Here is a 19,057-nt window from a genome sequence, read left to right on the forward strand (position 1 = left end):
CCCGGACCTCTGTCGTGGAGGCTGGCCACCCTGGGGTGGTCGGCTCCGAGCGACCCCATTCCGCACCCAGGCGCCAGGAATCGCAAGCCATGTCCCGCCCCCCGCAAGAACCCGTCAGTGAACTGATCCGCGCCGTCGATGCGCGCAGCGCCGACCTGTGGGCGTTGCCCAGCTTCGATCCCGAACGGCCTGCCGCCGAGGTGGTGCTGGCCCCGGCCTCGGTCGAGGAGATCGAAGAGGTGCCCCTCGACGAGGTTCAACCCATCACCCTGGAAGAACTCGAAGCCATTCGCCAGGAAGCCTATAACGAGGGTTTCGCCACTGGCGAGAAAGAAGGCTTCCACAGTACCCAGCTCAAAGTGCGCCAGGAAGCCGAGGCTGCACTGGCCAGCAAGCTCGTGCAGTTCGACCGGCTGCTGGGTCACCTGTTGACGCCCATCGCCGATCAGGACACCCAGATCGAAAAATCCCTGGTCGAGCTGGTGGGGCACATCGCCCGACAGGTCATTCGCCGCGAGCTGGTCACCGATTCCAGCCAGATCGAGAAAGTCCTGCGTGAGGCGCTCAAGCTGTTGCCCATGGGTGCCAACAACATCCGTATCTTCATCAATCCCCAGGACTTCGAGCAGATCAAGTCATTGCGGGAGAAGCACGAGGAAAACTGGCGTATCCAGGAAGACGACGCGTTGCAGCCCGGTGGTTGCCGCATCGAAACCGAACACAGTCGTATCGATGCCAGCATGGAGACACGCATTACCCAGGCCATTGCCCAGCTGTTCGATCAATTGCACGAGCAGAACATGCACCCGGCCCCGGCTGACATCACTATCGAGCTGGGTGCGTCCGATGAAGCTTGACCGCACCAGCTTCGGCAAACGCCTGGGCACCTACGAGGCGGCCATCGACCTGCCGCGCCAACCGATCGTCGAAGGGCGCCTGCTGCGCATGGTCGGGCTCACCCTGGAGGCCGAAGGGCTGCGTGCCGCCATGGGCAGTCGCTGTGTGGTGATCAACGACGACAGCGACCAGCCGGTGCAGGTCGAAGCGGAAGTCATGGGCTTTTCCGGCAGCAAGATCTACCTGATGCCGGTGGGCAGCGTGAGCGGCATCGCGCCGGGCGCGCGGGTGGTCCCGGTCGCCGACACTGGCCGCCTGCCCATGGGCATGAGCATGCTCGGACGTATTCTCGACGGCGCCGGGCGCGCGCTGGACGGCAAGGGCGGCATGAAGGCGGAGGACTGGATCCCCATGGACGGTCCCACCATCAACCCGCTCAAGCGTGATCCGATCAGCCAGCCGCTGGATGTCGGCATTCGCAGCATCAACGGCTTGTTGACCGTGGGCCGTGGCCAGCGCCTGGGCCTGTTCGCCGGTACCGGTGTGGGCAAGAGTGTGCTGCTGGGCATGATGACGCGCTTCACCGAGGCCGACATCATCGTCGTCGGGCTGATCGGCGAGCGCGGCCGCGAGGTCAAGGAGTTCATCGAACACACCTTGGGCGAGGAGGGCCTGCGTCGTTCGGTGGTGGTGGCGTCGCCGGCAGACGAAGCGCCGCTGATGCGTCTGCGCGCGGCGATGTACTGCACCCGCATTGCCGAGTACTTTCGCGACAAGGGCAAGAATGTCCTGTTGCTGATGGACTCGCTGACCCGTTTCGCCCAGGCCCAGCGGGAAATCGCCCTGGCCATCGGCGAGCCACCTGCCACCAAGGGCTATCCGCCCTCTGTTTTCGCCAAGCTGCCCAAGCTGGTCGAGCGGGCCGGCAATGCCGAGGCCGGTGGCGGCTCGATCACCGCGTTCTATACGGTGTTGTCCGAAGGCGACGATCAGCAGGACCCGATCGCCGACTCGGCACGGGGTGTACTCGATGGCCACATCGTGCTGTCGCGACGCCTGGCCGAAGAAGGGCATTACCCGGCCATCGATATCGAAGCGTCGATCAGCCGGGTGATGCCCAGCGTGGTCAGCCCCCAGCACCTGGCCCAGGCCCAGCAGTTCAAGCAGCTGTGGTCGCGCTACCAGCAGAGCCGTGATTTGATCAGCGTCGGTGCCTACGTGGCTGGCGGCGATCGCGAGACTGACCTGGCCATTGCCCTTCAGCCGCAACTGGTACGCTATCTGCGCCAGGGGCTGAACGACAATGAAAGCCTGCAGGCCAGCGCCGAGCGCCTGGCGGCAGTGTTCACACCCGTGGCACCGGGGTAAGCGACGATGGCGATGAGTCGTGCAGCCCGTCTGGCTCCCGTGGTGGAAATGGCCGAAAGTACCGAACGCAAGGCTGCGCAGCGCCTGGGGCATTTCCAAGGCCAGGTGAGCCTGGCCGAAGCCAAGTTGGCCGAGCTCGAACGCTTCCGCAACGACTACCAGCAACAGTGGATCAGCAATGGCAGCCGCGGCGTGTCCGGGCAGTGGCTGTTGAACTACCAGCGCTTTCTCAACCAGTTGGAAACCGCGGTCGGCCAGCAGAAACAGAGCCTTGCGTGGCATCAGAACAACCTCAACAATGCGCGCGCGACCTGGCAGCAGGCCTATGCTCGAGTTGAAGGGCTGCGCAAGCTGGTGCAGCGCTACATCCTCGAGGCTCGGCAATTGGAAGACAAGCGAGAGCAGCGGCTGCTCGACGAGTTGTCGCAACGCCTGCCCAGGCACGAGAACTTTTAGCCGGAATCTGTCAGTACCCGTTGAACGCTCTGCAGAGCGGTGCTACATCTTGCCTGCAAGGCACACCCAAGGAGCATTACTACATGGCTGTAACCCAGAGTTCTGTCACCCAGACCTTCGACGCCGAAAGCAATACCTCATCGGTGGCTATTTCAGGCCGGTTCGATTTCAGCCTGCATCAGCAGTTTCGCGAAGCCTACGAAGACGAGCGTGCAGGCAAGCCCAGCCGTTATGTCATCGACCTGAAGAACACCACCTACATGGACAGCTCGGCGCTGGGCATGCTGCTGTTGCTGCGTGACCACGCCGGTGGCGACAACGCCGACATTGCGCTGGTGAACATCTCCCCGGACGTGCGCAAGATCCTGGCGATCTCCAACTTCGACAAGTTGTTCAAGATCTCCTGATGCAGCCGGCCGATGAAGAGGCGCTGACGGTCCTGATCGCCGACGACAACATGACCGACCGCATGCTGCTGTCCAGCATCGTGCGACGTCAGGGCCACGCGGTGATCACGGCCAGCAACGGCCAGGAGGCGGTCGAAGCGTTCCGCCAGCAGCGCCCGCAGCTGGTGCTGCTCGACGCCATGATGCCGGTCATGGACGGCTTCGAGGCCGCGCGTGCCATCAAGCAGCTGGCCGGTGAGGCCCTGGTGCCGGTGATCTTCCTGACCTCGCTGACCGAAGAACAGGCGCTGGTACGTTGCCTGGACGCCGGTGGCGACGACTTCCTGGCAAAACCCTACAACCAGGTGATCCTGGCCGCCAAGATCAAGGCCATGGATCGCCTGCGCCGTTTGCAGGCCACGGTGCTCGAGCAGCGCGACCTGATCACCCGTCACCATGATTACCTGCTCAACGAGCAGCGCGTGGCCAAGGCGGTATTCGACCAGATCGCGCATTCCGGATGCCTCGACGCGCCCAACGTGCGTTACCTGCAGTCGCCCTACGCGCTGTTCAACGGCGACTTGCTGCTGGCTGCCTACACACCCTCGGGCGACATGCACGTGCTGCTCGGTGATTTCACCGGGCACGGGCTGCCCGCGGCGGTAGGCGCGATGCCCTTGGCCGAGGTGTTCTATGGCATGACGGCGAAGGGCTACGGACTGACCGAAATCCTTCGCGAGATGAACGCCAAGCTCAAGCGGATCCTGCCGGTCGACATGTTCTGCTGCGCCACCATGCTGCGCCTGAGTTTTCAGCACTGCACGGTGGAAGTCTGGAACGGCGGCATGCCCGACGGCTACCTGCATCGCCAGGACGGCTCGGCGCGCGTGGCGCTGGTGTCGCGTCATCTGCCGCTGGGCGTATTGCCGGCCACCCGTTTCGAAGACCAGACCGAGGTCTGGCCGCTGGCGCCGGGCGACCGGGTCCTGCTGCTGTCCGACGGCGTCATCGAAACCAGCAATGCGCAGGAAGTGTCGTTCGGCGTGGAGCGGCTCGAACGCGTCTTCGACACCCACAAGGACCCTGAATCACTGTTCGAAGGCATTCTGCAGGCGCTGCATGATTTCCGCGGCGAATCGCGCGACGATGTGAGCATGGTGCAGTTGGCATTGATCGACGCCGAACGCCAGCCGCCGGCCAGCCTGATCTATTCCGACAGCGGCCAGTCGAGTCCGCTCGACTGGTCGGCCACGTACGAGTTTCGTGCAGACACGTTGCGCCGCTTCAACCCGTTGCCCTACATTCTGCAACTGCTGCAGGAGATTCACGGGCTGCGCTCGCAGAGCGGAGAGCTCTACAGCGTATTCGCCGAGTTATACTCCAACGCCCTGGAGCACGGTGTCCTGAACCTCGATTCCGCGCTCAAGTGCGATGCCGCCGGGTTTGCCCAGTACTACACGCTGCGCAACAGTCGCCTGGCGGCTTTGGAAGAGGGCTATATACGCATACACTTGCAGGTACGCCCGCAAGGGGTTGGCGGGGTCCTGAGAATCGTGGTCGAAGACAGCGGCAAGGGATTCGATCCGAAACAGGTCCTGGCGAAGCCGCCCAGCGTGCACGGGCTGTCTGGGCGCGGGGTCAATCTGGTCCGCCAACTGAGCCACAGCGCGGGCTGGTCGGAAGACGGGCGCAGCGCGCATGTCGAATTTACCTGGGAGTCTCAAGCGTAATCGGCTTGATCAAGGAGCGAACAAGTGACTATCGAACACTTTGCAGACGAGCGATTGACAGACGAACAGCTGGCAGACGAACAGCTGCAAAGGGCCCATGCAGATCCTGCGGCCCTCGAGGCCTTGCGGGAAGTCATGGAAGATGAATATCCGCTGTTGCTGGACACCTTCCTGAGCGACTCGCAACTGCGCTTGAACGAACTGCACCGATCACGCGATCTGGTCGAACTGGGCCATGCTGCACACAGCTTCAAGGGCAGCAGCGGCAACATGGGCGCCTTGCGCCTGGCGCAGCTGTGCAGCGAGCTCGAGCAGTACTGCCGACATGGCGCACTCGACGGCGTCGATGCCCACGTGCAGCGGATCGACCGCGAGTTCGTGCTGGTCCTGCAACTGTATTCGCAAGAGCGCGCGCGCTTTGCGCGTTGAGCGTCGTTGATACCGGCAGCCTGTCGCTGGCCCGATACTTGCTTCCTCCATGGCTATCAGCGTTAACGCCACCGTATCGGGGAGATCTTCATGGCTGTCGCTTCAAACCCTTTGTTGCTGCAACTGGGCGCCGCTGCACGCGCGGCATCAGTCACCGGCGCGGCCAAGCCCACTGCAGCGGACAACGATTCGGCGCCACGTTTCGCCGATCTCTATGCACGGCAAAACCACGAAGTTGCGGTCAAGGCGCGGACCGAGCCTGCGCCGCCTGCCCCACGGGAAAACGCCACGCCGCCGGCCTCAAAGGCGGCTGGCGCCAACCCGACGGTTGCCGATAGCGGCAAGAAGTTGCCAGTTGCCAAGGCCGACAAGCCTGAAAAGCTCGACAAGACAGACAAGGCCGACAAGCCTGCCGGCAAGGACGACGACAAGGTCAGCGATACCGCCGACAAGGACGATCCCAGCGTCAGCGCTGCCGCGGCGCCGGTCGATCCTGCAGCGGTGCCGGTCCCGGCCGATCCCGCCGTCAATCCCGTATTGGTCCAGGTGCAGCCACCGGCAGTGACCGCTACCGGTCTGTTGGACAGCGATACCGACGGCGCCGGCGAGGCTTTCGACCCGACCCAGGACGTGCTGGCCGATTTGCCCGCGTTGCGGCTGGCGTTGGAGCAGACCGCCAAAAATAATGGCACCACCTCTGCACATGCCAGCCAAACGTCATCGGCTGACGCCTCGACGGCCAGCGAGCAGGGTCTCGACGGCACTTTCGTCAATGGTCTGGCGGCCATGGTGAGCAAGGAGTCGGCAGGCGAAGCGGGCGAGGGCGGCGATGACGGTTTCGCTGGCTTGATCGGCGGGGCCTTGAAGGATGCCGACGCTGCGGCCAGCGACAGCCGCGTCGATAACTTCGCCGACCGCCTGCAGGCCTTGACCCAGACGACCACGGCCAAGACCGGCAGTGCGGCGCCGCTGGCCAGCCCGCTCGGCCAGCCGTTGGCCATGCAGCAATCGGGATGGACCGAAGGCCTGGTCAATCGGGTCATGTACCTGTCGAGCCAGAATCTGAAATCAGCCGACATTCAACTGACACCCGCAGAACTGGGGCGTCTGGACATCCGTGTCGACATCACACCTGACCAGCAGACCCAGGTGACCTTCACCAGCGCCCATATCGGCGTGCGCGAGGCGCTGGAAAGCCAGCAGCATCGCCTCAAGGATATGTTCAACCAGCAGGGCATGGGGCAGCTGGACGTCAACGTGTCCGATCAGTCGCGTCAGTCTCAGGGCGAGCAGCAGGCACAGCAGAGCCGTCGCAGTGGGGGCGAGCGCTCCGGCACGGACGCGCTCGATTCCGCCGAGCCTGCCGTGGCGACGGCACAGCCAGTAGCCTCCAGCACGGTGCTGGGGAGCAGCGCCGTGGATTACTACGCCTGACCGTGCGTGAAAGGCCGGTTGCAGGCCTTGAAGTTCAGCCGCAGGGATTGTTGGCATAACCCTTGCTCCATCGTCGCCATGGGTACGCTTACCCCTCAATGGTGACGGATTATTGGCATGGCAAAGACCGAAGAAGCAAAGGAACCCGCAGCCAAGGAAGGCAAGGGCAAACTCAAGCTGATCATCCTGCTGGTCGTGGGCCTGCTGCTGGCCATCGGCCTGTCGGTCGGGGCCACCTGGTTCCTGATGCACAAACCCGCCGAGGCGCCCGCGGATAAAACCCCGGCCGATGCTGCCCACGTCAAACCTGCGGCAATCTACGAACCGCTGACACCCGCCTTCGTGGTCAACTTCAAGCAGAACGGTCGTGATCGCTACATGCAGGTCAGCATCGTGCTGCAGGCGCGGGACAAGGCCGACATGGATGCTCTGAAGGTGCACACACCGGTCATCCGCAATAATCTGGTCATGCTGTTTTCCGGTCAGCCTTTCGAAACCTTGACCACGCCGATCGGCCAGGAAATGCTGCGCCAGAAGGCTACCGCAAGCGTTCAGGAAGTGGCGCAGAAAGAGGTGGGCAAGCCCGTGATCGACCAGGTGCTCTTCACTAACTTCGTATTGCAGTAGGAACAACTCATGGCCGTACAGGACCTGCTGTCCCAGGACGAGATCGATGCGCTGCTGCATGGCGTCGACGATGGCCTGGTGCAAACCGAAGGCAATGGCGAACCCGGGGGGATCAGGAGCTACGACCTGACCACTCAGGACCGCATCGTGCGTGGGCGCATGCCGACGCTGGAAATGATCAACGAGCGCTTCGCCCGCTACACCCGCATCAGCATGTTCAACCTGCTGCGTCGCTCCGCCGATGTAGCGGTAGGCGGCGTGCAGGTGATGAAGTTCGGCGAGTACGTGCATTCACTGTACGTGCCCACCAGCCTCAACCTGGTGAAGATCAAGCCACTGCGCGGCACCGGCCTGTTCATTCTCGATGCCAAGCTGGTATTCAAGCTGGTCGACAACTTCTTCGGCGGTGACGGCCGTCATGCCAAGATCGAGGGCCGCGAGTTCACCCCTACCGAACTGCGGGTGGTACGCATGGTGCTGGACCAGGCCTTTCTCGACATGAAGGAAGCGTGGCAGGCGATCATGGAAGTCAACTTCGAGTACATCAACTCGGAGGTCAACCCGGCCATGGCCAACATCGTCGGGCCCAGCGAGGCGGTCGTGGTGTCCACCTTCCACATCGAACTCGATGGCGGCGGTGGCGACCTGCATGTGACCATGCCGTACTCGATGATCGAGCCGGTGCGCGAGATGCTCGATGCCGGCTTCCAGTCCGACCTGGACGACCAGGACGAGCGCTGGAGCAAGGCGCTGCGCGAAGACGTTCTGGATGTCAGCGTTCCCCTGGGCGCCACCGTGGCGCGGCGCCAGCTCAAGCTGCGCGACATCCTGCACATGCAGCCCGGCGACGTGATCCCGGTGGAGCTGCCGGAAGAGCTGATCCTGCGCGCCAATGGCGTGCCTTCGTTCAAGGCCAAGCTTGGCTCGCACAAAGGCAACCTGGCTTTACAAGTTATCGAACCGATCGAGCGTCGCTGATCGGTTCGACCTGATGATTTAGATGCCCGTCGAGGACCACTGATGGCTGATCAAGATGAGACAATTTCTGCCGAAGACCAGGCGCTCGCCGATGAATGGGCGGCTGCTCTGGATGAGTCCGGGGATGCCGGGCAGGATGACATCGACGCGCTGTTGGCCGCCGATACGCGCGGCGGCTCGAGTTCCTCGCGCCTGCCGATGGAAGAGTTCGGCAGTTCGCCCAAATCGGGTAACGGGCCGGTCACGCTCGAGGGTCCGAACCTCGATGTGATCCTCGACATTCCGGTCACCATTTCCATGGAGGTCGGGGCGACCGACATCAGCATTCGCAACCTGCTGCAGCTCAACCAGGGCTCGGTGATCGAACTCGACCGCCTGGCTGGCGAGGCGTTGGACGTGCTGGTCAACGGCACGCTGATCGCCCACGGCGAAGTGGTGGTGGTCAACGAAAAGTTCGGCATTCGCCTGACCGACGTGATCAGCCCCAGCGAACGCATCAAGAAGCTGCGGTGATGGGCAGGTACCTGTGGGCCCTGCTGCTTTTGCCCGTGGCCGTGTTCGCGGCGCCCGAAGTGACCCCCGCGGCGACGCCGGTGGTGGCCTCGGGAGGCACTGGTTTGGCCGGTCAGTTGACCCAGACCGTGCTGGGCCTGCTGGCGGTGGTGGCCTTGATCTTCGCGCTGGCGTGGCTGATGCGGCGCGTGCAGCAGGCGGCACCGCGCCAGGGTCAGGTCATCGACGTGATCGGTGCCAAGGCACTGGGGCCGCGAGACCGGCTGGTGCTGGTGCAGGTGGGCGAGGAGCAGATCCTGCTGGGTGTCAGCCCGGGGCGTATCAGCGCGCTGCACGTGATGAGCACGCCGGTGCAGCCACCCGACCGCACCACCCAGGCTACACCCGAATTCGCCCAGCGCCTGATGGAACTGCTGGGCAAGGACCAGAAGGATAAGAAGTGATGGGTGTGTTGCGCACGGTTCTGCCGCTGGGCCTGATGTTGGCGGCGCCCATGGCCCTGGCCGCCGATCCGCTGCAGATTCCGGCGCTGACCATGACCAGCGGCGCCAACGGGCAGCAGGAGTATTCGGTCAACCTGCAGATTCTGCTGATCATGACCGCGCTGAGTTTCATTCCGGCGTTCGTCATGTTGATGACCAGCTTCACGCGCATCATCATCGTGTTTTCCATCCTGCGCCAGGCACTGGGCCTGCAACAGACGCCGTCCAACCAGCTGTTGACCGGCATGGCGCTGTTCCTGACCATGTTCATCATGGCGCCGGTGTTCGACAAGGTGAACCAGCAGGCCCTGCAACCCTATTTGAGTGAACAGCTCAGCGCCCAGGATGCCGTCGCCCGCGCCGAAGGCCCGATCAAGGACTTCATGCTGGCGCAGACCCGGCAGAGCGACCTGGAGCTGTTCATGCGGCTGTCCAAACGCACCGACATCGCCAGCGCCGATCAGGCGCCGTTGACCATTCTGGTGCCGGCGTTCGTTACCTCCGAGCTGAAAACGGCGTTCCAGATCGGCTTCATGATCTTCATTCCGTTCCTGATCATCGACCTGGTGGTGGCCAGTGTGCTGATGGCCATGGGTATGATGATGCTGTCGCCGTTGATCATCTCGCTGCCGTTCAAGATCATGCTGTTCGTGCTGGTCGATGGCTGGGCGCTGATCATCGGGACCCTGGCCGGGAGTTTCGGTGGTGTCTGATCTGTCTTTCCAGGGAGCTTGAACCCATGACTCCAGAAGTCGCCGTCGACCTGTTCCGCGAAGCGCTGTGGCTGACCACCGTGATGGTTGCGATCCTGGTCCTGCCGAGCCTGATCGTCGGCCTGATCATCGCCATGTTCCAGGCCGCCACGCAGATCAACGAACAGACCCTGAGCTTCCTGCCGCGCCTGTTGGTGATGCTGGTGACACTGATCGTCATCGGGCCGTGGATGGTGCGTACCTTCATGGAGTACATCACCACGCTGTATTCCAATATTCCGCAGGTGATCGGCTGATGCAGCCCTTGCTGCAACTGACCGATGCGCAGATCGGTGGCTGGGTGGCCAGCTTCATCCTGCCGCTGTTCCGCGTCGCCTCGATGCTGATGACCATGCCGATCTTCGGCACGCAGGTGCTGCCGCAGCGCGTGCGCCTGTACGTCGCCGTGGCCATCACTGTGGTCATCGTGCCGGGATTGCCGCCAGCGCCCACGGTGGATGCCATCAGCGGCCAGGCGCTGCTGCTGGTGGCCGAACAGATCATCATCGGCGCGTTGTTCGGTTTCTCGTTGCAGTTCCTGTTCCAGGCCTTCACCGTTGCCGGACAGATTCTCGCGATCCAGATGGGCATGGCCTTCGCGTCCATGGTCGACCCCACCAACGGTGTGTCCGTGGCCGTGATCGGCCAGTTCTTCAGCATGCTGGTGACCCTGGTGTTCCTGTCGATGAACGGCCATCTGGTGGTGTTCGAGGTGCTGACCGAGAGCTTCACCACGCTGCCCATCGGCGGCGGCCTGCTGACCGCGCACTACTGGGACGTGGTACTGCGCATGGGCTGGGTGCTGGGCGCGGGCGTGCTGCTGGTGCTGCCGGCCATCACGGCCTTGCTGGTGGTCAACATTGCCTTCGGCGTGATGACCCGCGCTGCGCCTCAGTTGAACATCTTTTCCATCGGCTTCCCGCTGACCCTGGTGCTGGGGATGTTCATCCTGTGGGTCAGCCTGGGCGACATTCTCAACCAGTATCAGCCGCTGGCAGCCAACGCCTTGCAGTGGCTGCGCGAATTGGCGCGAGCGGAGTAGGCAATGGCCGAAAGCGAAAGCGGTGCGGACAAGACAGAAGACCCCACGGACAAGCGCAAGAAGGATTCGCGCGAAAAGGGCGAGATCGCCCGTTCCAAAGAGCTCAACACGCTGGCAGTGATGGTTGCCGGGTGCGGGGCGCTGCTGGCGTTCGGCGGGCATCTGGCGCAAAGCCTGCTGGAACTGATGCGCAGCAACTTCACCTTGAGCCGCGAGGTGCTGCTCGATGAACGCTACATGGGCATCTTTCTGCTGCAGTCGGGCAAGGTGGCGATCCTGGCGACCCAGCCGATTTTGGTGACTCTGCTGTTGGCGGCGCTGATCGGCCCGGTCGCGCTGGGCGGCTGGTTGTTCGCGGCCAGCTCCATGGCTCCCAAGTTCAGCCGCATGAACCCGGCCGCCGGCCTCAAGCGCATGTTCTCCATGCATGCATTGACCGAGTTGCTGAAGGCACTGGCCAAGTTCGCCATCACCCTGATCGTTGCCATGATGGTGCTGGCCAAAGACCGTACCGACCTGCTCGCCATTGCCAACGAGCCGTTGGAAATGGCGATCATCCACAGCGTGCAGTTGGTCGGCTGGAGCGCCTTGTGGATGTCCTGCGGACTGGCGTTGATTGCCGCCGTGGACGTGCCGTTCCAGCTGTACAGCAGCAAACAGAAGCTGATGATGACCAAGCAGGAGGTCAAGGACGAGCACAAGGACTCCGAAGGGCGGCCCGAGGTAAAGGGGAGGGTGCGCCAGTTGCAGCGCGAAATGTCGCAGCGACGGATGATGACGGCGATTCCCGAGGCGGACGTGATCATTACCAACCCGACCCACTACGCAGTGGCGTTGAAATACGATCCGGAGAAGGGCAACGCGCCGGTATTGCTGGCCAAGGGCTCGGACTTCATTGCCTTGAAGATTCGCGAGATTGGCAACGAGCATCGTATTCAGGTGCTGGAGTCGCCGGCACTGGCGCGCTCGATCTTCTATTCCACCGAGATCGAACAGCAGATTCCGGCGGGGCTGTACCTGGCAGTGGCGCAGGTGCTTGCCTATGTCTACCAGATCCGCCAGTACCAGGCCGGGCGGGGCAAGCGTCCCGATCCGTTGCAGGACCTGCCGATCCCGCCGGATCTGCAGCGAGACAGTTAGGGCGAGTCGCGCCCTTCGCGGCCACGGACCGCTCCCACAGAAAGTTCGGACCTGCCGCGATCTCTGTAGGAGCGGTCGGCGCTTTTCGCGGTCACGGACCGCTTCCACAGAAAGATCGGACCTGCCGCGATCTCCGTAGGAGCGGTCAGCGCCCGCGAAGAACGCACCACCGTTAGATCGATTTCACTCCGGCTCGGCAGCCCCTCGATAATCTTTAGTCCCTCTGGCAAAAGTTGGACCTCTTCTTGCACTGCCCCTTGGCAAGACGCCTGGCGCGTCAAAAGTTCGCTTGGGGAAGTGGGGAATGTCGGTGGATCGCTCTCAATTAATCAACACCGCTCGTAGCAACATCGTCGGCCTTGGCCGCGGCAATCTGGGTGTGCCGCTGCTGTTGCTGGTGATGCTGGCGATGATGATGCTGCCGATCCCGGCACTGCTGCTGGACGTGTTCTTCACCTTCAACATCGCCTTGTCCATCGTCGTGCTGCTGGTGTGCGTGTACGCCCTGCGTCCGCTGGACTTCGCCGTGTTCCCGACCATCCTGCTGGTGGCCACGCTGCTGCGCCTTGCGCTCAACGTGGCGTCGACGCGGGTGATCATGCTCCACGGTCAGGAAGGCCATGCCGCCGCGGGTAAAGTGGTCCAGGCATTTGGTGAGGTGGTGATCGGCGGCAACTACATCGTCGGTATCGTGGTGTTCGCCATCCTCATGATCATCAACTTCGTGGTCGTCACCAAGGGCGCCGGGCGCATCTCCGAGGTGAGCGCGCGGTTCACCCTGGATGCCATGCCCGGCAAGCAGATGGCTATCGACGCCGACCTCAACGCCGGTCTCATCGATCAGAACCAGGCCAAGGCGCGTCGTACCGAAGTGGCCGCCGAAGCCGAGTTCTACGGCTCGATGGACGGTGCCAGCAAATTCGTCCGTGGCGACGCCATCGCCGGTCTGCTGATCCTGTTCATCAACCTGATCGGCGGCATGCTGGTGGGCATGCTGCAACACAACATGCCATTCGCCGAGGCGGGCAAGGTGTACGCCCTGCTGACCATCGGTGACGGCCTGGTCGCGCAGCTGCCATCGCTGCTGCTGTCCACTGCAGCGGCCATCATGGTGACCCGTGCATCGGGCTCCGAGGAGATGGGCAAGCAGATCCAGCGGCAGATGTTCGCCTCGCCCAAGGCGCTGGCCGTCTCCGGCGCGCTGATGGTGATCATGGGCATGGTGCCCGGAATGCCGCACATGGCCTTCATTACCCTGGGCGCCATCGCCGGTGGCGGTGCCTACCTGCTGTGGAAAAAACAGAACGACGTCAAGGTCCAGGCCCAGGCCGAAGTGCAGCGTCAACAGGAGCTGCTGCCGTCACCGACGCGGACCCAGGAAACCAAAGAGCTGGGCTGGGACGACGTCACGCCCATCGACATGATTGGCCTGGAAGTCGGCTATCGGCTGATCCCCCTGGTGGACCGCAACCAGGGCGGCCAGTTGCTGGCGCGGATCAAGGGCGTACGCAAGAAGCTGTCCCAGGACCTGGGCTTCCTCATGCCTACTGTTCATATTCGCGACAATCTCGACCTGGCACCCAGCGCCTATCGTTTGACGCTCATGGGGGTGATTCTCGCCGAAGCCGAGATCTACCCGGATCGCGAGCTGGCCATCAACCCCGGTCAGGTCTTCGGCTCGTTGAACGGCATCACCGCCAAGGATCCGGCGTTTGGTCTGGACGCGGTCTGGATCGACGTCAACCTGCGCAGCCAGGCGCAGTCGCTGGGCTACACGGTGGTCGATGCCAGTACGGTAGTGGCCACGCACTTGAACCAGATTCTGCAGAAGCATGCCCATGAGCTGATCGGCCACGAAGAAGTCCAACAACTGCTGCAAGTTCTGGCAAAAGGCTCGCCCAAGCTCGCCGAAGAGCTGGTTCCCGGCATCCTTTCGCTGTCTTCGCTGCTCAAGGTGCTGCAGGCGCTGCTGGCAGAGCAGGTACCGGTTCGCGACATCCGCAGCATTGCGGAAGCGATCGCCAACAATGGGCATCGGAGTCAAGATACCGCCGCGCTGGTCCAGGCCGTCAGGGTCGGTTTGTCCCGCGCCATCGTGCAAAGCATTGTAGGCATTGAGTCGGAGCTGCCTGTCATCACGCTGGAACCAAGGTTGGAACAGATATTGCTAAATAGTCTTCAGAAGGCTGGTCAGGGTCAGGAAGAAGGCGTTTTGCTGGAACCGAGCATGGCGGAGAAACTGCAGAGATCCTTGATCGATGCGGCGCAGCGGCAGGAGATGCAGGGCCAACCGGTAATACTGCTGGTGGCCGGTCCGGTCCGCGCGATGCTGTCACGCTTCGGTCGCCTGGCGATCCCCAACCTTCATGTACTGGCCTATCAGGAAATCCCTGATAACAAGCAAGTCACCATCGTTGCGACAGTAGGGCCCAACGGCTGAGGTAGTGGGTTATGCAAGTGAAGCGATTTTTCGCCGCCGACATGCGTCAGGCCATGAAATTGGTCCGCGACGAGCTGGGCGCCGACGCTGCCATCATCGGCAACCGTCGGATCGCCGGCGGCGTCGAGCTGACCGCAGCGCTGGACTACAAGCTGTCGGCCCTGGCGCCGCGCGTGCCCAACCTCGAGTTGGAAGAAGAGCTGCGCAAGACCCAGTCGCGGATCGTTTCGGCCCAGGCCGAGCTGAGCACCCGTGGCGAGAGCGATGCGGCCACCAACCGCCAGCTGGTCGCAGGCCTGCCGTTGACCGCCGCCGAGCCGCTGGTCGAGCCGCGTCGCGAAGAGCCACCGCGTGTCCAGGCGGCCCCCGCGCCACAGCCTGCCGTCGACCAACGTCTTTTCGATTCCATGCGTTCCGAACTCAACGGTTTGCGCCAACTGCTGGAAGTGCAGCTGGGCTCACTGGCCTGGACCCAGCTGCAAGGCAGCAAGCCGGCGCAGGCGAATCTGTGGCGTCGTTTGCAGCGCATCGGCTTGTCCGGCCCGATCGCTCGCGAGCTGCTCAGCCTGACCAGCGAAATCAACGAACCTCGGCAGGCATGGCGGATGCTGCTGGCGCACTTGGCGCGTATGATCCGTACACCTGAAGTGGAACCGCTTGAAGAAGGTGGTGTGATTGCCATGGTCGGCCCGGCCGGCATGGGCAAGACCACCACCCTGGCCAAGCTGGCAGCCCGCTATGTGCTCAAGTACGGTTCCCAGAGCGTGGCCCTGGTGAGCATGGACAGCTTTCGCATCGGTGCCCAGGAGCAGCTCAAGACCCTGGGTCGCATTCTCAATGTATCGGTGACTCAGGTCGATCCGGGCCAGTCATTGGTACAGGCGCTGGAACCCTTGCTGCGCAAGCGTGTGGTGTTGATCGACACCGCGGGCCTGCAAGCCAGCGATCCGGCCCTGCGCATGCAGCTCGAGAGCCTGGCCGGACGCGGCATCAATGCGCGCAACTACCTGGTGCTGGCAACCACCAGCCAGAAGCAGGTGCTCAGCGCCGCGTACCATAGCTACAAGCGTTGCGGTCTGGCCGGGTGCATCCTGACCAAACTGGATGAAACGGCCTGTCTCGGCGAAGTGCTGAGCCTGGCCATCAGTCAGGAACTGCCGATTGCCTATCTTACCGATGGGCCGCGCATTCCCGATGACTTGCATTTGCCGCGCCGGCACCAGTTGGTCAGCCGCGCAGTGAGCGTGCAAATGCAAGAAGAGCCCAGCGAAGAGGCCATGGCCGATATGTTCGCGGGTCTCTACCACAGCCCCGACAAGCGAGTTGGCTGAGGTGAAGAACGTTATGCAAGCACACTCTTCCTGCATCGTAGGGTTGCCAGGAAACACTCGAGCAATCGAACTGGCAGCCACTCGTGTGGCCTCGGTCTAGACAAGGTAAAGAACGAACATGGGCAGCATGCATCCCGTACAGGTGATCGCGGTGACCGGCGGCAAAGGTGGCGTCGGCAAGACTAATGTGTCAGTGAACTTGTCCCTGGCGTTGGCCGAGCTCGGCCGCCGGGTCATGTTGCTGGACGCCGACCTTGGCCTGGCCAACGTCGACGTGTTGCTGGGCCTGACCCCCAAGCGCACCCTGGCCGACGTGATCGAAGGTCGCTGCGAACTGCGCGACGTGATGTTGCAGGGCCCTGGGGGCATCCGTGTCGTGCCCGCAGCCTCCGGCACCCAGAGCATGGTCCAGCTGAGCCCGGCCCAGCACGCCGGCCTGATCCAGGCCTTCAGCGATGTGGGCGACAACCTCGACGTGCTGATCATCGACACCGCCGCCGGTATCGGCGAATCGGTAGTGAGCTTCGTCCGCGCGGCCCAGGAAGTCCTGCTGGTGGTGTGCGACGAGCCGACCTCGATCACCGATGCCTACGCCCTGATCAAACTGCTCAATCGCGACCACGGCATGAACCGCTTCCGGGTCTTGGCCAACATGGCGCAAAGCCCCCAGGAAGGGCGCAATCTGTTCGCCAAGCTGACCAAGGTGACCGACCGCTTCCTCGACGTGGCCCTGCAGTACGTTGGCGCCGTTCCGTACGACGAGTCGGTGCGCAAGGCCGTGCAGAAGCAGCGCGCCGTGTACGAGGCGTTTCCCCGTTCCAAATGCTCGCTGGCCTTCAAGGCAATCGCGCAGAAAGTAGACACCTGGCCGTTGCCGGCCAATCCCCGTGGCCACCTGGAGTTCTTCGTCGAACGCCTGGTCCAGCAAACCAGCGCAGGGCCCGTATCATGAGCGCCAGCGGATACCGTATGTACAGCAAGGCGTCGCGCGACTCGCAGCAGCATCAGCTGATCGAGCAATACGCGCCGCTGGTCAAGCGTATCGCCTACCACCTGCTGGCGCGGCTGCCAGCCAGCGTGCAGGTGGAAGACCTGATCCAGGCCGGCATGATCGGTCTGCTGGAGGTCTCGACCAAGTACGACTCGAGCAAAGGGGCCAGTTTCGAGACCTATGCCGGCATTCGGATCCGCGGCGCGATGCTCGATGAAGTGCGCAAGGGTGACTGGGCGCCGCGTTCGGTCCACCGCAATACCCGCATGGTCAGTGATGCCATTCGCCGAATCGAGTCGAAAACCGGTCGCGACGCTAAAGATCACGAGATCGCGGCCGAACTTAGTCTGAGTCTGGATGATTACTACGGGATCCTGAACGATACCCTGGGCAGCCGCCTGTTCAGTTTCGACGATCTGCTGCAGGACGGTGAGCACGAGGGCCTGCACGAAGACGGCGCCAGCGGTTCGCTGGAGCCCTCGCGGGATCTCGAGGATGAACGCTTTCAAGGCGCGCTGGCCGAGGCCATCGCCAACCTGCCCGAACGCGAGAAGCTGGTCTTGTCGTTGTATTACGACGAGGAACTGAACCTCAAGGAAATCGGTGAGGTACTGGGTGTCAGCGAATCGCGGGTAAGCCAGTTGCACAGCCAGTGCGCGGCGCGACTGCGCGGGCGCCTGGGAGAGTGGCGGGCACGCTGACCCAAAGGGATTCGCAGGACATGTGGGAGCGGTCATTGGCCGCGAAGGGAGCACCGATGTATGTCAGACATACAGCGGCGCCTGATTCGCGGCCGATGACCGCTCCCACGCGATTGCGGGGAAATGCCGATCTGCGACGGCCGCGGATATAACCGGATTCGATTGTTACGCACGTCCAGGGGCTGGGCGTGTTCAAGACTGCTGGAGGTCTAATTGGACAAGAACATGAAAATCCTCATCGTCGACGATTTCTCGACGATGCGGCGCATCATCAAGAACCTGCTGCGTGACCTGGGCTTCACCAACACCGCCGAGGCCGACGACGGCAACACCGCCTTGCCGATGTTGCACAGCGGCAATTTCGACTTTCTCGTCACCGACTGGAACATGCCCGGCATGTCCGGCATCGACCTGCTGCGCCAGGTGCGCGCCGACGATCGCCTCAAGCACCTGCCGGTGCTCATGGTGACCGCCGAGGCCAAGCGCGAGCAGATCATCGAAGCCGCCCAGGCCGGGGTCAACGGGTATGTGGTCAAGCCTTTCACTGCGCAAGTGCTGAAAGAAAAAATCGAGAAGATTTTCGAGCGCGTCAATAGCTGAAGTCTGCAATGGGGGCGCAATGGACCACAAACAAAGCACGTTGGGGGACTTCGAGTCGACCCTGAAGAAACACGCCGTGGAGCTGGTCGACAGCCTTGAAAAAGGCCGTTTCGGCGAAGCGGTGCAACTGATCCACGAATTGAACCAGACCCGCGATCGCGGCCTGTACCAGGAAGTGGGCAAGCTGACGCGGGAGCTGCACAGCGCAATCGTCAGTTTCCAGATCGATCCGAACATTCCCCAGGCCGAAGAGGTTTCGCAGATCACCGATGCGACCGAACGTCTGTCGTATGTGGTGCGCCTGACCGAAAACGCGGCCAACCGCACCATGGATCTGGTCGAGCAGAGCACACCGGTGCTCAACACGCTGAGTGCCGAGGCCAGTGTCTTGAGCGTCGACTGGCAGCGCTTCATGCGCCGCGAAGTGGCCGCCGACGAATTCCGCGAACTGGCACGCCGGGTCGACGGCTTCCTGACCCGTAGCGAGCAGGGCAATCGCGAAGTCGCCAGCCACCTCAACGACATCGTGCTCGCCCAGGATTATCAGGACCTCACCGGCCAGGTCATCAAGCGTGTCACCGCGCTGGTCACCGAAGTGGAGAGCAACTTGCTCAAACTGGTCCTGATGGCCAGCCAGGTGGATCGCTTTGCCGGCATCCAGCACGACCACGAACAGCTTCGCGCCGAAAAAGATCAAGAAAAACATCCTGCCAAGGGTGAAGGTCCGCAGATCCATGCCGATAAACGTGAAGACGTCGTATCCGGTCAGGACGATGTCGACGATCTGCTGTCCAGTCTGGGCTTCTAGGCCATCGCCTGC

The 19,057-nt window shown here is 62.7% G+C and carries 21 protein-coding genes; all 21 read left to right on the forward strand.

Annotation, left to right across the window (positions count from 1 at the left end; translation table 11 throughout):
• Positions 1-89 precede the first annotated feature (89 nt).
• The 21 genes from fliH to IFT98_RS07040 all read left to right on the forward strand — a co-directional run bounded on the left by fliH (position 90) and on the right by IFT98_RS07040 (position 19,045).
• Positions 90-857, forward strand: a complete 768-nt coding sequence (fliH, locus tag IFT98_RS06940) for a flagellar assembly protein FliH (RefSeq protein ID WP_192047844.1) — start codon at positions 90-92, stop codon at positions 855-857.
• Complete coding sequence (fliI, locus tag IFT98_RS06945) at positions 847-2,205, forward strand: flagellar protein export ATPase FliI (RefSeq protein ID WP_122475911.1); 1,359 nt, start codon at positions 847-849, stop codon at positions 2,203-2,205. The genes fliH and fliI overlap by 11 nt, the downstream gene beginning before the upstream one ends.
• Positions 2,206-2,211: 6 nt before the next feature.
• A complete protein-coding gene (gene fliJ, locus IFT98_RS06950) occupies positions 2,212-2,661 on the forward strand; it encodes a flagellar export protein FliJ (RefSeq protein WP_122475909.1) in 450 nt (149 codons plus the stop codon).
• 83 nt (positions 2,662-2,744) lie between these two features.
• Entirely contained in the window at positions 2,745-3,068 is a 324-nt protein-coding gene (locus IFT98_RS06955) for an STAS domain-containing protein (RefSeq protein ID WP_122794832.1), read from the forward strand.
• Complete coding sequence (locus IFT98_RS06960; protein ID WP_192047845.1) at positions 3,068-4,777, forward strand: ATP-binding SpoIIE family protein phosphatase; 1,710 nt, start codon at positions 3,068-3,070, stop codon at positions 4,775-4,777. Before IFT98_RS06955 ends, IFT98_RS06960 begins: the two co-directional genes overlap by 1 nt.
• Positions 4,778-4,861: 84 nt before the next feature.
• The gene (locus IFT98_RS06965; protein WP_446730816.1) at positions 4,862-5,206 is read left to right on the forward strand and encodes an Hpt domain-containing protein; all 345 of its coding nucleotides are present in this window, start codon (positions 4,862-4,864) and stop codon (positions 5,204-5,206) included.
• Positions 5,207-5,296: 90 nt separating this feature from the next.
• A complete protein-coding gene (locus IFT98_RS06970; RefSeq protein ID WP_192047846.1) occupies positions 5,297-6,640 on the forward strand; it encodes a flagellar hook-length control protein FliK in 1,344 nt (447 codons plus the stop codon).
• A gap of 117 nt (positions 6,641-6,757) precedes the next feature.
• The gene (gene fliL, locus IFT98_RS06975) at positions 6,758-7,267 is read left to right on the forward strand and encodes a flagellar basal body-associated protein FliL (RefSeq protein WP_192047847.1); all 510 of its coding nucleotides are present in this window, start codon (positions 6,758-6,760) and stop codon (positions 7,265-7,267) included.
• A gap of 9 nt (positions 7,268-7,276) precedes the next feature.
• Complete coding sequence (gene fliM, locus IFT98_RS06980) at positions 7,277-8,245, forward strand: flagellar motor switch protein FliM (RefSeq protein WP_192047848.1); 969 nt, start codon at positions 7,277-7,279, stop codon at positions 8,243-8,245.
• A 42-nt stretch (positions 8,246-8,287) separates the two neighbouring features.
• On the forward strand, positions 8,288-8,758 hold the full coding sequence (fliN, locus tag IFT98_RS06985; RefSeq protein WP_122713698.1) for a flagellar motor switch protein FliN: 471 nt from the start codon (positions 8,288-8,290) through the stop codon (positions 8,756-8,758).
• Positions 8,758-9,201: a flagellar biosynthetic protein FliO gene (gene fliO, locus IFT98_RS06990; RefSeq protein WP_192047849.1), complete on the forward strand. Its 444-nt coding sequence runs from the start codon at positions 8,758-8,760 to the stop codon at positions 9,199-9,201. Before fliN ends, fliO begins: the two co-directional genes overlap by 1 nt.
• Complete coding sequence (fliP, locus tag IFT98_RS06995) at positions 9,201-9,953, forward strand: flagellar type III secretion system pore protein FliP (RefSeq protein ID WP_122713696.1); 753 nt, start codon at positions 9,201-9,203, stop codon at positions 9,951-9,953. Before fliO ends, fliP begins: the two co-directional genes overlap by 1 nt.
• Before the next feature lie 26 nt (positions 9,954-9,979).
• Entirely contained in the window at positions 9,980-10,249 is a 270-nt protein-coding gene (fliQ, locus tag IFT98_RS07000; RefSeq protein WP_043186065.1) for a flagellar biosynthesis protein FliQ, read from the forward strand.
• A complete protein-coding gene (gene fliR, locus IFT98_RS07005) occupies positions 10,249-11,034 on the forward strand; it encodes a flagellar biosynthetic protein FliR (RefSeq protein WP_122475893.1) in 786 nt (261 codons plus the stop codon). The genes fliQ and fliR overlap by 1 nt, the downstream gene beginning before the upstream one ends.
• A 3-nt stretch (positions 11,035-11,037) precedes the next feature.
• The gene (gene flhB / locus IFT98_RS07010; protein WP_122475891.1) at positions 11,038-12,174 is read left to right on the forward strand and encodes a flagellar biosynthesis protein FlhB; all 1,137 of its coding nucleotides are present in this window, start codon (positions 11,038-11,040) and stop codon (positions 12,172-12,174) included.
• A 310-nt stretch (positions 12,175-12,484) separates the two neighbouring features.
• Complete coding sequence (gene flhA / locus IFT98_RS07015; protein ID WP_122476754.1) at positions 12,485-14,614, forward strand: flagellar biosynthesis protein FlhA; 2,130 nt, start codon at positions 12,485-12,487, stop codon at positions 14,612-14,614.
• An 11-nt stretch (positions 14,615-14,625) separates the two neighbouring features.
• The gene (gene flhF / locus IFT98_RS07020; protein ID WP_122794826.1) at positions 14,626-15,945 is read left to right on the forward strand and encodes a flagellar biosynthesis protein FlhF; all 1,320 of its coding nucleotides are present in this window, start codon (positions 14,626-14,628) and stop codon (positions 15,943-15,945) included.
• Between the two features lie 118 nt (positions 15,946-16,063).
• Positions 16,064-16,897, forward strand: coding sequence for a flagellar synthesis regulator FleN (gene fleN / locus IFT98_RS07025; RefSeq protein ID WP_192047850.1), 834 nt, complete (start codon positions 16,064-16,066; stop codon positions 16,895-16,897).
• Positions 16,891-17,637: an RNA polymerase sigma factor FliA gene (gene fliA / locus IFT98_RS07030; RefSeq protein WP_240998692.1), complete on the forward strand. Its 747-nt coding sequence runs from the start codon at positions 16,891-16,893 to the stop codon at positions 17,635-17,637. Before fleN ends, fliA begins: the two co-directional genes overlap by 7 nt.
• A 225-nt stretch (positions 17,638-17,862) precedes the next feature.
• Positions 17,863-18,237 carry a chemotaxis response regulator CheY gene (locus IFT98_RS07035; protein ID WP_090362272.1) on the forward strand — a complete coding sequence of 125 codons (375 nt, stop codon included), beginning with the start codon at positions 17,863-17,865 and terminating at the stop codon, positions 18,235-18,237.
• Between the two features lie 19 nt (positions 18,238-18,256).
• Positions 18,257-19,045 carry a protein phosphatase CheZ gene (locus IFT98_RS07040; RefSeq protein WP_192047851.1) on the forward strand — a complete coding sequence of 263 codons (789 nt, stop codon included), beginning with the start codon at positions 18,257-18,259 and terminating at the stop codon, positions 19,043-19,045.
• The last annotated feature ends 12 nt before the right edge of the window (positions 19,046-19,057 follow it).

Origin of the sequence: Pseudomonas sp. CFBP 8770 (genome assembly GCF_014841705.1) — a bacterium.
Lineage (GTDB): Bacteria > Pseudomonadota > Gammaproteobacteria > Pseudomonadales > Pseudomonadaceae > Aquipseudomonas.